The organism is Streptomyces sp. L500 (assembly GCF_054551825.1).
On record NZ_JBTOLC010000023.1, the window covers coordinates 13,861 to 27,704 of the forward strand.

A 13,844-nucleotide genomic window follows, 5' to 3' on the forward strand; every position below is an offset into this window, starting at 1 on the left:
GGCCGTACGGGCTCAGTACTGGTAGAAGCCCTGGCCGCTCTTACGGCCGAGGTCGCCGGCGTCGACCATGCGGCGCATCAGCTCGGGCGAGGCGAACTTCTCGTCCCGGCACTCGGTGTAGATGTTCTCGGTCGCGTGCATCAGGATGTCCACGCCCGTCAGGTCCGCCGTGGCCAGCGGGCCCATCGCGTGGCCGAAGCCGAGCTTGCAGGCGATGTCGATGTCCTCGGCGCTGGCCACGCCCGACTCGTAGAGCTTGGTCGCCTCGACGACGAGGGCGGCGATCAGGCGGGTGGTGACGAAGCCGGCGACGTCGCGGTTGACGACGATGCAGGTCTTGCCGATGCCCTCGGCGAACTCGCGGGTCTTCGCCAGCGTCTCGTCGCTGGTCTTGTGACCGCGCACCAGCTCGCACAGCTGCATCATCGGCACCGGGGAGAAGAAGTGGGCGCCGACGACGCGCTCGGGGCGCTTCGTGGCAGCCGCGATCTTGGTGATCGGGATGGCGGAGGTGTTGGAGGCGAGCACGGCGTCGTCCCGCACCAGGCCGTCCAGGGTGCGGAAGATGCCCTGCTTGGTCTCGATGTCCTCGAAGACCGCCTCCACGACGATGTCGGCGTCGGCGGCCGCGTCCATGTCGGTGGTGGGGGTGATCCGGGCCAGCGCCTGCTCGGCGGCCGCGGCCTCCAGCTTGCCCTTGGAGACGAACTTGTCGTACGAGGCCTTGATGCCGTCCGTCCCGCGCTTCAGGGCCTCGTCGGTGACGTCCCGCAGCACGACGTCCCACCCCGCCTGGGCGGAGACCTGGGCGATTCCCGAGCCCATCAGTCCGGCACCGATGACGGCGAGCTTCTTGGCCACGGCTGTCCCCTTACTCCCTGTGCATGAATCTGTTCATTTACGGCTCTCCGCCCGGACCTTAGCGTTCATGGGCGCGCCGTTGGGCGGTAAGAGATGCGCGTCACGTCCCGGATGACGGACATCACACTGAGACGGCCACGGGCCGGACCACACCCCGCAGTTGGGCCACTCGGACCCCGGGAGCCCCTTGGGTCACACGGCGGCGGGGCGGGTGCCGTACTCCAGGAGACGGTCGCTCAGCATCCCCTCGATCTCGTCGAGAACGACGAGCGCCGAGCGGGACGCCTCGGCGGCGGTGCGTCCCGCCACCAGCTCACGCTGGATGTGCTCGACGACGTACGCCTGGATCCAGCCCAGCTGACCGGCCACCAGGGCGGGGAGCGGGGCGGATTCCTCCCCGGCCGCCGTCGCCTCTTCGGCGAGCACGTCGGCCACCAGGTCGGTGGCGCGCCGCCGCATGTCGAAGACGCGGGAGCGGAGGGCCTGCGACTCCTCGATGACGCGCATGAACCGCTCGTACCCGTCGATGAGGCCCACGCGCGGCGAGACGGCCACGACCTCCGCGCGCAGGGCGCGCAGCACGGCCGCGACCGGGGACTCGCCCGCGCGGCGGCCCCGGACGACGGAGGCGAGCCACTCGACGGCGTCGTCCTCGCGGTCGAGGAAGAGCTCCTCTTTCGACCCGAAGTAGTTGTAAACGGTATTGACGGACACGTCCGCGGCCGAGGCGATGTCCGCGATCGTCACCGTGACGAAGCCGTGCTCCAGGAACAGGCCGGTCGCGATGTCCGAGATGTGCTGCCTGGTCTGCCGCTTCTTCCGCTCCCTGAGCCCTTCTCCCGTCATGTCCACATCGTAGCTTCGCTGAGTCCACTGAAAACTTGCGTCTCCTGGAAACTTGCATCCTCGGAAAACTTGGGGCCATTGCAAACTTTCACCGACTCTGCTTTTCTTGGGGCATGGACAGCTCCGACAGCTCCGAGAGCATCTGCGCGTCCGGGCTCGCCCGGACCTTCCCGGGCCCGCGCGGCCCCGTCGAGGCCGTGCGCGGCGTCGACCTGACCGTCCGGCGCGGCGAGATACTCGGCCTCCTCGGCCCCAACGGGGCGGGCAAGACGACGACCCTGCGCATGCTCACCACGCTCCTCGCCCCCAGCGGCGGCACCGCGACGGTCGCCGGCCACGACCTCGCCCGCGACCCCGAAGGCGTGCGCCGCCGCATCGGCTACGTCGCCCAGTCCGGCGGCGTCGACCCGGCCGTCTCCGTCCGTGAGGAACTCGTCACCCAGGGGCGGCTCTACGGGCTGCGCAAGAACCGGGCCGAGGAACGTGCCGAGGAGCTGGCGCGGGAGCTCGGCCTCACCGAGCTCCTGGAGCGGCCGTGCGCCGCGCTCTCCGGCGGGCAGCGGCGCCGGCTCGACATCGCCATGGCCCTCACCCACCGGCCCGAGGTGCTCTTCCTCGACGAGCCCACCACCGGCCTCGACCCCGGCAGCCGCGCGGACCTCTGGGACCTCGTGCGCCGCCTCCGCGCCGAGTGGGGCACGACGGTCGTCCTCACCACCCACTACCTCGACGAGGCCGACGCGCTCGCCGACCGGCTGGTCGTCATCGACAAGGGCACGGTCGTCGCCGAGGGCACCCCCGCCGAGCTGAAGACCCGCCACGCCGGCTCCCCCGACGCCACGCTGGAGGACGCCTTCCACGCCATCACCGGGCGCGGCCCGGCCGCCCAGGACACCACCCCCGTAGCCGTCTAGCCCACCAGGAGCCAGGCCCCGTGCGCACCCTCCTCTCCGACACCGCCCTGGTCTTCGGCCGGTACGCCCGCCAGACCCTGCGCTCGAAGGCCGCCATGACCTTCGGCGCGCTGATGCCCGCGCTCTACCTCGTCCTCTACGGCCCGCTGCTCACCGACATGCCGCTCGGCGGCACGGGCTCCTCCTGGCAGGTCCTCGTCCCGGGGCTGCTGCTACAACTCGCGCTGTTCGGCGCGGCCTTCGCGGGCATGAGCCTGATCATCGAAAAGCAGCACGGCATCGTCGACCGGATGCGGGTGACCCCGGTCAGCCGGCTCGCCCTGCTGCTGGGGCGCGTCCTGCGGGACGCCGCGCTGCTCACCGCGCAGGCCGGCGTGATCGTCCTCGTCGCCGTGGCCATGGGGCTGCGGGCGCCGCTGCCCGGCGTCCTGCTGGGCTTCGCCTTCACGGCGGCACTGGCTCTCTCGCTGGCGGCCCTGTCCTACGCGCTGGCCATGAAGGCCGCCGCACCCATGTCCTTCGCCCCGCTCGTCAACACGGTCACCATGCCGACCATGCTGCTCTCCGGTCTGCTGCTGCCCATGTCCCTCGCACCCGGCTGGCTCGACGCCCTCTCCCATGTGATGCCGTTGCGCTACCTGGTGGACGCGGTCCGCGCCGCGTTCGTCGGCCACTACGCCGACCCGGCGCTGGCGCGCGGCGCCCTGGCGGCCCTCATACTGATGGCCGTCTCGGTGACGGCCGGCACGCGGTACTTCCGCAGGGCGGGTGCGTAGCTACGCTCGTACCCATGGTCCATCTGACGCGCATCTACACCCGCACCGGCGACGACGGCACGACCGCCCTCGGCGACATGAGCCGCACCGTCAAGACCGACACCCGCATCGCGGCCTACGCCGACGCCAACGAGGCGAACGCCGCGATCGGGGTGGCCATCGCGCTCGGGCAGCTCCCCGAGGAGATCGTGAAGGTCCTCGTCCGGGTGCAGAACGACCTCTTCGACGTGGGCGCGGATCTGGCGACCCCGGTAGTGGAGGACCCCAAGTACCCGCCGCTGCGGGTCGAGCAGACCTACATCGACCGGCTGGAGGCGGACTGCGACCATTTCCTGGAGCCGCTGGAGAAGCTGCGCAGCTTCATCCTCCCGGGAGGCACGCCGGGTGCGGCGCTGCTCCACCAGGCGTGCACGGTGGCACGACGGGCGGAGCGGTCGACGTGGGCGGCGCTGGAGATGCACGGCGACACGATGAACCATCTGACGGCGACGTATCTGAACCGGCTGTCGGACCTGCTGTTCATCCTGGCGCGGTCGGCGAACCAGGAGGTCGGCGACGTCCTGTGGGTACCGGGCGAGAACCGGTAGCCGGGAGATTCCCAGGGGGCGGAGCCCCCTGGGAAGAGCCCTCCGCAGGCGCTACCGCAAGCCGTCGTCAACCGCCCGCATAAGGCTGCCGCTGTCCCCCGACATCTCCCAGATCATCACCCCGCCCAGCTTCTTCCCCTTCAGCCACGCCGTCTTCTTCCCGATCGACCACGCGTCGTCGAACGTCCACCACTGCCCACCGTCCCCGGTGTACCCGTACGTCGCCACCGACGCCTCGTCGTGATAGACGGTCAGATTCGGCACGGACGCCAGCAGATTGTCGTAGCCGCGCGTCCCGGACTCCTCCGGGAACTGCCCCGGCGCCGCGCCTCCGGCGGCCTGCCACACCCCATGCGCGCCGCCGTCCGCGACCTGCTGCCAGCCCCGGCCGTAGAAGGCCAGCCCCACGACGACCTTGCGGGGGTCGACGCCCGCGTCGAGGTAGGTCTGGACGGTCTTGTCCACGCTGAACTTCGTGCTGTACGGGTCCTTCGCGTCGGCGTACAGGTTCCCCTGGTGGCCGGTCCGGTTGGGCTCCCAGCTGTTGTCGCTGCCGGAGCCGTGGAAGTCGTAGCCCTGGACGTTGGCGAAGTCCATGTAGTCGAAGACGCTGGGCGTGCCGTCCTTGGTGGTGATGTCCCAGCCCGCGTCGATCTTCGCGGGGTCGGCCGGGGTGAAGGCGGTCAGCAGGTACTTCTTCCCCGTCGTCTGGCTCAGCGCGTCCAGCTGCTTGCGGAACTCCGCGAAGAGCAGCAAGTTGTCGGCCTTGTCGTCCTTGGAGACGTGGTTGCCGGCGTGGCCGTCCGAGCCCGGCCACTCCCAGTCGATGTCGAAGCCGTCGAAGATCCCGGCCGCCGTACCGGGGCCGCCCCGGCCGTTCGACACGGGCAGATCACCCTTGATGTACATGTCGACGCAGGACTTGACGAACTTCTGCCGCGACGCGTCCGTCTTCGCGACGTCCGAGAAGTACTTGCTGTAGGTCCAGCCGCCGATGGAGAGGTTGATCTTCAGCGTGGGGTACTTGGCCTTGAGCTTCCTCAGCTGGTTGTAGTTGCCGGCCAGCTTCTGGTCCCAGGTGTCGCCCACGCCGTCGACGGACTCGCCCGCGCCGAAGCCCTTCTCGTAGTCGGCCCAGGAGTCACCCGCGCCGTCGCCCTGGTTGGGGTCCTGGGGGCCGGGGGTGGTGGCCTTGGTGACGCCGTTGAGGCAGGTCAGGTTGACGGGGTCGATGTTGGAGAAGGCGTAGTTGAGGTGGGTGAGCTTCGCGGCGGCGCCCGTGGCGTCCAGGGACTTCACGGTGTAGCCGCGCCCGTAGATCCCCCACTGCACGAAGTAGCCGACCCTGGCGTAGTCGCCGCCCGGCTGGGGGTCGCCGCCGCCTCCGCCCGTGGTCCGTACGGTCAGCGGGGCGCTGGCCGGGCCGGTGCGGTCGGCGGTGTCGCGGGCGACGACCGTGTAGGTGTACTGGGTGCCCGCGCTCAGCCCGGAGTCGGTGTACGCGAGCTTGGCGACCGTCGCGACCTTCGCGCCCGAGCGGTAGACGTCGTAGTTCTTGATGCCCTTGCCGCTCGTCGCGGCCGTCCACTTCAGCGCGACGCTGTTCGCGGTGACGGACGAGGCCGTCGGGGTGCCCGGCGCGCCCGGCGGATCGTCGCCGGGTGAGGAGCCGTCGCAGCCGCCGCCGTTGACCTTGCAGCCGGTGGGGCCGCCGTCGCCGGCGGCGACGAAGCCGAAGGTGACGCTCGCGCCGGGCGCGATCGTGCCGTTGTACTCGCGGTTCTTGCCGGTGAAGTGCGTTCCGGAGCTGCTGACCAGGGCGTCCCAGTAGGAGCCGACCGTCGTCGTGGCGGGGAAGTCCCACTCGACGGTCCAGGAGTCGATGCCGGTCGTGCCGGTGTTCTTGATGGTCCAGGCGCCCTGGAAGCCCGTCCCCCAGTCGGAGGTCTTGACGAATGTCGCCGTCGCGGAGGCGGCGGCATGGGCCGGGGCAGCCAGGCCGACGATCAGGCCGATGGGGAGCAGCAGGGCGGCGATGGCCGCCATGACGGCCCGTAAGCGGGTGCGTCTGTGGAGAGAGGGAAGGTGTGCGTGTCCCGGGATTCCTGTGATCAAGGCGTGCTCCTCGGGTGAGGGCCAGAAACAGGGTGGGGGGTGCGCGTTGTGAGGGGAGCGTAAGAAGGTCCGTACCAATGGTCAAGAGGTCTGGACCAGACCCCACTCCCGGGCCAGTACGGCCGCCTGCACCCGGCTGCGCAGCTCCAGCTTCGCCAGCAGCCTGCTCACATGCGTCTTCACCGTCGCCTCGGCCATCCCCAGCCGCCCCGCGACCTCCGCGTTCGACAGCCCCTCCCCCAGGCACACCAGCACCTCCCGTTCCCGCCGGGTGAGCGTCTCCAGCGCGGCCGCGCCGTCGCCGGGCTCCGGGCGGACGGGCGCGGGGCGCGCGAACTCCGCGATGAGCCGGCGGGTGACGGCCGGTGAGATCAGCCCCTCGCCCCGGGCCACCGTCCGCACGGCCGCCACCAGGTCCGCCGCCTCGCTGTCCTTCAGCAGGAAGCCGGCCGCGCCCGCCCGCAGCGCGCCGAAGACGTACTCGTCGAGGTCGAAGGTGGTCAGCACCAGCACATCGGCGACCCCCTCGGCCGTGAGCAGCCGGGTGGCGGACACCCCGTCGAGCCTGGGCATCTGGATGTCCATCAGCACCACGTCGGGGCGCAGCTCGCGGGCGAGCCGCACGGCCTCCTCGCCGTCGGCCGCCTCCCCGACGACCTCGACGCCGGGCGCCGAGCGCAGGATGAGCACCAGCCCGGACCGCACCGCGGCCTGGTCCTCGGCGACGACGACCCGTACCGGCCCCATCCCGCCCGTCATGTCCGTCACGCCCGTCATGGCTTCTCCGACCTCTCCTCGTCCACGGGCAGCACCGCCCGGATCGTCCATGTCCCGTCCACCGGTCCCGCCTCGAACTCCCCGTTCAGCAGCGCGACGCGCTCCCGCATGCCGACGAGCCCGGCGCCCGCGCCCGGCGCCCGCGGCCCGGGACGGGTCGCGCCCAGGGGGCTCGTCACCCGGACGGTCAGCGGACCGCCGCCGTCCACCCGGTCCAGTTCCACCCGCACCTCGCCGGAGGCGGCGTGCTTCACGGCGTTCGTCAGCGACTCCTGGACGATCCGGTACGCCGCGAGCTCCACCGGAACGGGCAGCTCACCCGCTCCCCGGCCGTCGCGCAGCACGAAGGAGAAACGGTCGTCCCGGACACTCGTGCGGGCCCGTTCCAGCAGGGCGTCGAGGCCGTCGAGCCGAGGGGTGGGAGCGGGCCGGTCCGCGCCGGCCGTCTCCCTCAGCAGGCCGATCAGCCGGCGCATCTCCGCCAGGCCCTGGACGCTGTTCTCCCGGATCACCCCGAGCGCCTCCCGGGAGGCCGTCGGCTCGTCGATCGAGAGCGCGGCCGAGGAGTGGATGGCGATGGCGGACAGATGGCCCGCGACCATGTCGTGGAGCTCCCGCGCCATCCGGGCCCGTTCGGCGGCCACGGCCTCGCGCCGGTCCAGCTCCGCCAGGAGCGCGGTCCGCTCCGCCGTCAGCCGGGCGGCCTCGGCGGCGTCGCGGTGCACCCGGACGCCCACCCCGGTCCAGGCGGGGGCGATGGTGAGGACGCCCAGCGCGATGCCGACCAGCAGCGCGGCGGGCTGGCGCATCACCGCCAGGGCCAGCAGCGTGCCGAGCACGGTGAGCACTTCGGTGGCCCGGGGGATGAACCGGTAGGCGGCGGGCGGGCCGTAGAGCACGGCCGCGTAGACGAGGTCGGTGAACATCCCGACGTTGGCGACGAGACTGCCCGCGCAGACGTCCAGCGCCAGGGCGGCCGTCCCGACGCCCAGCCCCACCAGCGGTGCCCTGCGCCGCAGCAGCTCCGCGCCGGCCATCGCGACGAGGGCGAGCAGCGCGAACCGCCGCGGCACCGCCGGCAGGGCGGGGTTACTGATCAGCCCCAGCGCGTACAGCAGGAGCCCGCCGAGCAGCCCGACGGCGGCGACGGCCAGGTCGGCACGCTCGGGCGGACGGAACGGGAGGCTGCGGGGCATGGACCCATCTCAGCACGTCACCCGGTGTGCGGTCGTCCCCTGCCGGGCCCGGCAGGCGGGCGCGCGCTACATCGAAGGATGCAGTCCCTTCTCCTCACACCAGATGAAGAAACCGCAGGTCGCGGCCGTCAGGCTGGAGGCGAGGGAAGGGAGAGGACTGTGATCGTCACGCTGATCATCGCCTGTGAGATCGGCTTCTGGATCCTGCTCGTGGCCGGGCTCAGCCTGCGCTACCTGGCCCGCATGCCGCGTGCGGGGGTCGCGGTACTGCTGCTGGAACCGGTGCTGGAACTGGTGCTGCTGATCGCCACCGCGATCGATCTCAAGAACGGCGCGACCGCCGACTGGAAGCACGGACTGGCCGCCGTCTACCTGGGGTTCTCGGTGGGGCTCGGCCACTCCACCATCAAGTGGGTCGACCAGCGCTTCGCCCACCGCTTCGCGGGCGGGCCACCGCCGGTCAAGCCGCCGAAGTACGGCAAGGAACGCACACTGCACGAGTGGAGGACCGCCGGCCGCTGGATCCTCGCGGCGGTCGTGGCCCTCGGCCTGCTGCAGTGCGCCGTCTGGTACGTACAGGGCTCGGGCGACATCAGTTCGCTGCGGAACTGGCAGTCGAAGATGCTGTGGGTCATCGGCATCAACCTGGTGATCGCCGCGAGCTACACGATCTGGCCCAAGCAGCCGGAGAAATCACCGAACTGAGCTAGGCGACGTTGACCCTCTGCCCCGGAGGCGCCGCCTCCAGCCAGGCCAGGAAGCCGGTCAGCGCGTCCTCGCTCATGGCCAGTTCCAGCCGCGTCCCCCGGTGGAGACAGAGGAGCACCACGGCGTCCGACAGGAGCGCCAGCTCCTCCTCGCCCTGGGGGGTGCGGCGCTCGACGACCTCGATGGAGTCCCGCTCCAGCATCCGGCGCGGCCGGGGGGCGTAGGAGAAGACGCGGAACCATTGGACGCGGTCGCCGTTGTAGCGGGCGACCCCGTAGACCCAGCCCTTGCCGGCGGGCTCCGGGTCGTGCTCCGGAACGTTCCAGCGCAGACTGCAGTCGAAGGTGCCGCCGGAGCGCTGGATCAGCCGTCTCCGCAGCCCGAAGACGAAGAGCCCAACCAGCACCAGCAGGACGACGACGCCGCTCACGAGCAGAGCGAGGACCATCTCCACCGACCTCCTCGCATCATCTAGAGCAACCGCACCTGCGTTATGGCCTCAGCCGCGGACCGCCCTGGAGTTATTCCAGGCCGGCCCGCGGCTGAGGGTCGTACTCGAAGCGGATCGGGGCTAGTGAACGCCCGTGACCGCCTTCAGCCGGACATCGGCACGCCGCTCGGCGGCCGCGTCGGCCTCCGCCTTCGCCCGCTCCAGCGCCCGCTCGGCGCGCTCGACGTCGATCTCGTCGGCGAGCTCCGCGATCTCGGCGAGCAGCGAGAGCTTGTCGTCGGCGAAGGAGATGAAGCCACCATGGACCGCGGCGACGACGACGCCGTCCTTGGTCTTGATGGTGACCGGGCCGGACTGCAGCACACCGAGCAGCGGCTGGTGGCCGGGCATGACGCCGATGTCACCCGACGGTGTACGCGCGATGACCAGAGTGGCCTCGCCGGACCAGACGCTTCGGTCCGCCGCGACCAGCTCGACGTGCAACTCAGCAGCCAACGTGGCTCCTCGGGTCTCCACCCGCCGGGTACGGCGGGTGTTGGGTCAAAGAATAGGGGACGTACGGTCCGGCGGCGGGAGTGCCCCGCCCCCGGACCGTCGATCGCGGGGCTCCGAAGAGCCCTCGGATCAGGAGACGCCCAGCTCCTTGGCGTTCTTCTTGAGGTCCTCGAGACCACCGCACATGAAGAAGGCCTGCTCCGGGAAGTGGTCGAACTCACCGTCGCAGATCGCGTTGAACGCGGCGATGGACTCGTCCAGCGGAACGTCCGAACCGTCGACACCGGTGAACTGCTTCGCCGCGTGGGTGTTCTGCGACAGGAAGCGCTCGACGCGACGGGCGCGGTGGACGACCAGCTTGTCCTCTTCGCCCAGCTCGTCGATACCGAGGATCGCGATGATGTCCTGGAGGTCCTTGTACTTCTGGAGGATCCCCTTGACGCGGGAGGCCGCGGCGTAGTGGTCCGCCGAGATGTAGCGCGGGTCCAGGATGCGGGACGTCGAGTCCAGCGGGTCGACCGCCGGGTAGATGCCCTTCTCCGAGATCGGACGCGACAGAACGGTCGTGGCGTCCAGGTGGGCGAAGGTCGTCGCCGGGGCCGGGTCGGTCAGGTCGTCCGCGGGGACGTAGATCGCCTGCATCGAGGTGATCGAGTGACCACGGGTCGAGGTGATGCGCTCCTGGAGGAGGCCCATCTCGTCCGCGAGGTTCGGCTGGTAACCCACGGCGGACGGCATGCGGCCGAGCAGCGTGGAGACCTCGGAACCGGCCTGGGTGAAGCGGAAGATGTTGTCGATGAAGAACAGCACGTCCTGCTTCTGCACATCGCGGAAGTACTCCGCCATGGTCAGACCGGCCAGGGCGACGCGCAGACGGGTGCCCGGGGGCTCGTCCATCTGGCCGAAGACCAGCGCGGTCTTGTCCAGAACGCCGGAGTCCGCCATCTCGTGGATGAGGTCGTTGCCCTCACGGGTGCGCTCACCCACGCCGGCGAACACGGAAACACCCTCGTGCAGCTTCGCCACACGCATGATCATTTCCTGGATCAGAACGGTCTTGCCGACACCGGCGCCACCGAACAGACCGATCTTGCCGCCCTTGACGTACGGGGTCAGCAGGTCGACGACCTTCAGGCCGGTCTCGAACATCTCGGTCTTCGACTCGAGCTGGTCGAACGCCGGGGCCTTGCGGTGGATGGACCAGCGCTCGGTGACCTCGGACTCGGCCTCGGGGTCGTTCAGGATCTTGCCGAGGGTGTTGAACACCCGGCCCTTGGTGACGTCGCCGACGGGCACGGTGATGCCGTCGCCGGTGTCGGTCACCGGGGCCTGGCGGACCAGGCCGTCGGTGGGCTCCATGGCGATGGCGCGCACGACGCCCTCGCCCAGGTGCTGCGCGACCTCGAGCGTCAGGGTCTTCTTCTTGCCGGCCTCGGCCGGGTCGGAGACCTCGACGGTCAGGGCGTTGTAGATCTCCGGCATCGCGTCGACGGGGAACTCCACGTCGACGACCGGGCCGATGACCCGGGCGACGCGGCCCGTCGCGGCGGCCGTCTCAACAGTGGTGGTCATTTATCGGTCACTCCCCGCGGTCGCGTCGGCCAGAGCACTGGCGCCACCGACGATCTCGCTGATTTCCTGGGTGATTTCGGCCTGTCGGGCCGCGTTGGCAAGCCGCGAGAGCGACTTGATGAGCTCTTCGGCGTTGTCGGTCGCCGACTTCATCGCCCGGCGGCGGGCCGCGTGCTCGGAGGCGGCGGCCTGCAGCAGGGCGTTGAAGATCCGGGACTCGACGTACCGCGGCAGCAGTGCGTCGAGCACGGCCTCGTCCGAGGGCTCGAAGTCGAACAGCGGCAGGATCTTGTCCTTGGCCGTCTCCGACTCCTCCTCCGTGGCCTCGAGGCTCAGCGGCAGCAGCCGCTTCTCGACCGGCGTCTGCGTCATCATCGACACGAATTCCGTGAAGACGATGTGCAGCTCGTCCACGCCGCCCTCGGCCGTCTCGCGCTGGACCGCCTCGATCAGCGGACCGGCGACGCGCTTGGCGTCGGCGTAGGTCGGGCTGTCGGTGAAGCCCGTCCACGACTCGACGACCGGGAGCTCGCGGAAGCCGTAGTACGCGACGCCCTTGCGGCCGACGATGTACGTGACGACGTCCTTGCCCTCGGCCTTGAGGCGGTCGGTCAGCTGCCCGGCGGCCTTGATCGCGTTGGACGAGTAGCCGCCGGCCAGACCGCGGTCGCTCGTGACGAGCAGGACCGCGACCCGGACCGGGTTCTCGACCTCGGTGGTCAGGGCGTGCTTGGTGTTGGAGCCGGTGGCAACCGCGGTCACTGCCCGGGTGAGCTCACTGGCGTACGGAGTGGACGCGGCCACCTGGCGCTGTGCCTTGACGATGCGCGAGGCGGCGATCATCTCCATCGCCTTGGTGATCTTCTTGGTCGCAGTGACGGACTTGATCCGTCGCTTGTAGACCCGGAGCTGGGCACCCATGCTCAGCCCTCGCCCAGCAGCTTGCCGTCCGAGGTCTCGAACTGCTGCTTGAAGGACGCGATCGCGTCGCCGACGGCCTGGAGGGTGTCGTCGGACATCTTGCCGCCCTCGCGGATCGAGGTCATCAGACCCTTGTTCTCGCGGTGGAGGTGGTCCAGCAGCTCGCGCTCGAAGCGACGGATGTCCTCGACCGGGACGTCGTCCATCTTGCCGGTGGTGCCGGCCCAGATGGAGACGACCTGGTCCTCGGTGGCGTACGGCGCGTACTGGCCCTGCTTCAGCAGCTCGACCATGCGCTTGCCGCGCTCCAGGGCGGCCTTGGAGGCCGCGTCCAGGTCGGAACCGAAGGCGGCGAACGCCTCCAGCTCACGGAACTGGGCGAGGTCCACACGGAGGCGGCCGGAGACCTGCTTCATGGCCTTGTGCTGGGCGGAGCCACCGACACGGGAGACCGAGATACCGACGTTCAGCGCGGGGCGCTGACCGGCGTTGAACAGGTCCGACTCCAGGAAGCACTGGCCGTCGGTGATGGAGATGACGTTGGTCGGGATGAACGCCGACACGTCGTTCGCCTTGGTCTCGACGATCGGCAGACCGGTCATCGAACCGGCGCCCATGTCGTCGGAGAGCTTGGCGCAGCGCTCCAGCAGACGCGAGTGCAGGTAGAAGACGTCACCCGGGTAGGCCTCACGGCCCGGCGGGCGGCGCAGCAGCAGGGAGACGGCACGGTAGGCGTCGGCCTGCTTCGACAGGTCGTCGAAGACGATCAGGACGTGCTTGCCCTGGTACATCCAGTGCTGGCCGATGGCCGAGCCGGTGTACGGCGCGAGGTACTTGAAGCCGGCCGGGTCGGACGCCGGGGCCGCGACGATCGTCGTGTACTCCAGGGCGCCGGCCTCCTCCAGGGCACCTCGCACGGAGGCGATGGTGGAGCCCTTCTGGCCGATGGCGACGTAGATGCAGCGGACCTGCTTGTTCGGGTCGCCCGAACGCCAGTTGTCGCGCTGGTTGATGATCGTGTCGATGGCCAGCGCGGTCTTGCCGGTCTGGCGGTCACCGATGATCAGCTGACGCTGACCGCGGCCGACCGGGGTCATCGCGTCGACGGCCTTGTAGCCGGTCTCCATCGGCTCGTGGACCGACTTGCGGACCATGACGCCGGGGGCCTGCAGCTCGAGGGCGCGGCGGCCCTCGATGCCGGTGATCTCGCCGAGGCCGTCGATCGGGTTGCCCAGCGGGTCGACGACGCGGCCGAGGTAACCCTCGCCGACCGCGACGGAGAGCACCTCACCGGTGCGCTGCACCGGCTGGCCCTCCTCGATGCCGCTGAACTCGCCGAGGACGACCGCACCGATCTCGCGCTCCTCGAGGTTGAGGGCGAGACCGAGGGTGCCGTCCTCGAACCGCAGCAGCTCGTTCGCCATGGCCGAGGGAAGACCCTCGACCTTCGCGATGCCGTCGCCGGCAAGGCTGACCGTACCGACCTCCTCGCGCGAGGCCGCGTCCGGCTTGTACGCCTGGACAAAGTTCTCCAGTGCGTCCCGGATCTCCTCCGGCCGGATCGTGAGCTCCGCCATTTGGGTTCCCTGCTCTCCTTGTTGGGCCCGAAGTAATTCTGGGGGTCT

Annotated in this window: 14 protein-coding genes; 4 read left to right on the forward strand and 10 right to left on the reverse strand. The window is 70.2% G+C overall.

The genetic code is table 11. The features are described 5' to 3' along the window. Positions 1 to 12 precede the first annotated feature (12 nt). Positions 13 to 861: a 3-hydroxyacyl-CoA dehydrogenase family protein gene (locus ACX9I7_RS20880; RefSeq protein WP_358627099.1), complete on the reverse strand. Its 849-nt coding sequence runs from the start codon at positions 859 to 861 to the stop codon at positions 13 to 15. 192 nt (positions 862 to 1,053) lie between these two features. Continuing rightward, positions 1,054 to 1,707, reverse strand: coding sequence for a TetR/AcrR family transcriptional regulator (locus ACX9I7_RS20885; RefSeq protein ID WP_387566175.1), 654 nt, complete (start codon positions 1,705 to 1,707; stop codon positions 1,054 to 1,056). Between the two features lie 113 nt (positions 1,708 to 1,820). Between ACX9I7_RS20885 and ACX9I7_RS20890 the strand changes: the two genes are divergently transcribed. From ACX9I7_RS20890 to ACX9I7_RS20900, 3 genes are read left to right on the forward strand one after another with little or no spacing between them, the layout of a single operon-like run. Next, the gene (locus ACX9I7_RS20890; RefSeq protein WP_459388163.1) at positions 1,821 to 2,621 is read left to right on the forward strand and encodes an ABC transporter ATP-binding protein; all 801 of its coding nucleotides are present in this window, start codon (positions 1,821 to 1,823) and stop codon (positions 2,619 to 2,621) included. A 20-nt stretch (positions 2,622 to 2,641) separates the two neighbouring features. Next, a complete protein-coding gene (locus tag ACX9I7_RS20895) occupies positions 2,642 to 3,397 on the forward strand; it encodes an ABC transporter permease (protein WP_386728516.1) in 756 nt (251 codons plus the stop codon). A gap of 14 nt (positions 3,398 to 3,411) precedes the next feature. Then, positions 3,412 to 3,984 carry a cob(I)yrinic acid a,c-diamide adenosyltransferase gene (locus ACX9I7_RS20900; RefSeq protein WP_126916095.1) on the forward strand — a complete coding sequence of 191 codons (573 nt, stop codon included), beginning with the start codon at positions 3,412 to 3,414 and terminating at the stop codon, positions 3,982 to 3,984. Between the two features lie 51 nt (positions 3,985 to 4,035). Here the strand turns inward: ACX9I7_RS20900 and ACX9I7_RS20905 are convergent, their stop codons facing one another. From ACX9I7_RS20905 to ACX9I7_RS20915, 3 genes are all read right to left on the reverse strand, one after another. Further along, on the reverse strand, positions 4,036 to 6,030 hold the full coding sequence (locus ACX9I7_RS20905) for a glycoside hydrolase family 18 chitinase (RefSeq protein ID WP_387566185.1): 1,995 nt from the start codon (positions 6,028 to 6,030) through the stop codon (positions 4,036 to 4,038). A 150-nt stretch (positions 6,031 to 6,180) separates the two neighbouring features. Further along, complete coding sequence (locus ACX9I7_RS20910; protein ID WP_387566188.1) at positions 6,181 to 6,876, reverse strand: response regulator; 696 nt, start codon at positions 6,874 to 6,876, stop codon at positions 6,181 to 6,183. Next, positions 6,873 to 8,072, reverse strand: coding sequence for a sensor histidine kinase (locus ACX9I7_RS20915; protein ID WP_459388164.1), 1,200 nt, complete (start codon positions 8,070 to 8,072; stop codon positions 6,873 to 6,875). The genes ACX9I7_RS20910 and ACX9I7_RS20915 overlap by 4 nt, the downstream gene beginning before the upstream one ends. A 159-nt stretch (positions 8,073 to 8,231) precedes the next feature. Here ACX9I7_RS20915 and ACX9I7_RS20920 point away from each other — a divergent pair, with 159 nt between their 5' ends. Then, entirely contained in the window at positions 8,232 to 8,777 is a 546-nt protein-coding gene (locus ACX9I7_RS20920; RefSeq protein WP_387566194.1) for a hypothetical protein, read from the forward strand. A gap of 1 nt (position 8,778) precedes the next feature. Here the strand turns inward: ACX9I7_RS20920 and ACX9I7_RS20925 are convergent, their stop codons facing one another. The 5 genes from ACX9I7_RS20925 to atpA all read right to left on the reverse strand — a co-directional run bounded on the left by ACX9I7_RS20925 (position 8,779) and on the right by atpA (position 13,796). Further along, positions 8,779 to 9,228 carry a DUF2550 domain-containing protein gene (locus ACX9I7_RS20925; protein WP_459388165.1) on the reverse strand — a complete coding sequence of 150 codons (450 nt, stop codon included), beginning with the start codon at positions 9,226 to 9,228 and terminating at the stop codon, positions 8,779 to 8,781. A gap of 123 nt (positions 9,229 to 9,351) precedes the next feature. After that, entirely contained in the window at positions 9,352 to 9,726 is a 375-nt protein-coding gene (locus tag ACX9I7_RS20930) for a F0F1 ATP synthase subunit epsilon (RefSeq protein WP_126916091.1), read from the reverse strand. Positions 9,727 to 9,855: 129 nt separating this feature from the next. Beyond that, positions 9,856 to 11,298 carry a F0F1 ATP synthase subunit beta gene (gene atpD, locus ACX9I7_RS20935; protein WP_189451406.1) on the reverse strand — a complete coding sequence of 481 codons (1,443 nt, stop codon included), beginning with the start codon at positions 11,296 to 11,298 and terminating at the stop codon, positions 9,856 to 9,858. Further along, positions 11,299 to 12,219 carry a F0F1 ATP synthase subunit gamma gene (locus ACX9I7_RS20940; RefSeq protein WP_387566199.1) on the reverse strand — a complete coding sequence of 307 codons (921 nt, stop codon included), beginning with the start codon at positions 12,217 to 12,219 and terminating at the stop codon, positions 11,299 to 11,301. It lies immediately after the preceding gene. Between the two features lie 2 nt (positions 12,220 to 12,221). After that, on the reverse strand, positions 12,222 to 13,796 hold the full coding sequence (gene atpA / locus ACX9I7_RS20945; RefSeq protein ID WP_126916088.1) for a F0F1 ATP synthase subunit alpha: 1,575 nt from the start codon (positions 13,794 to 13,796) through the stop codon (positions 12,222 to 12,224). Between the last annotated feature and the right edge of the window lie 48 nt (positions 13,797 to 13,844).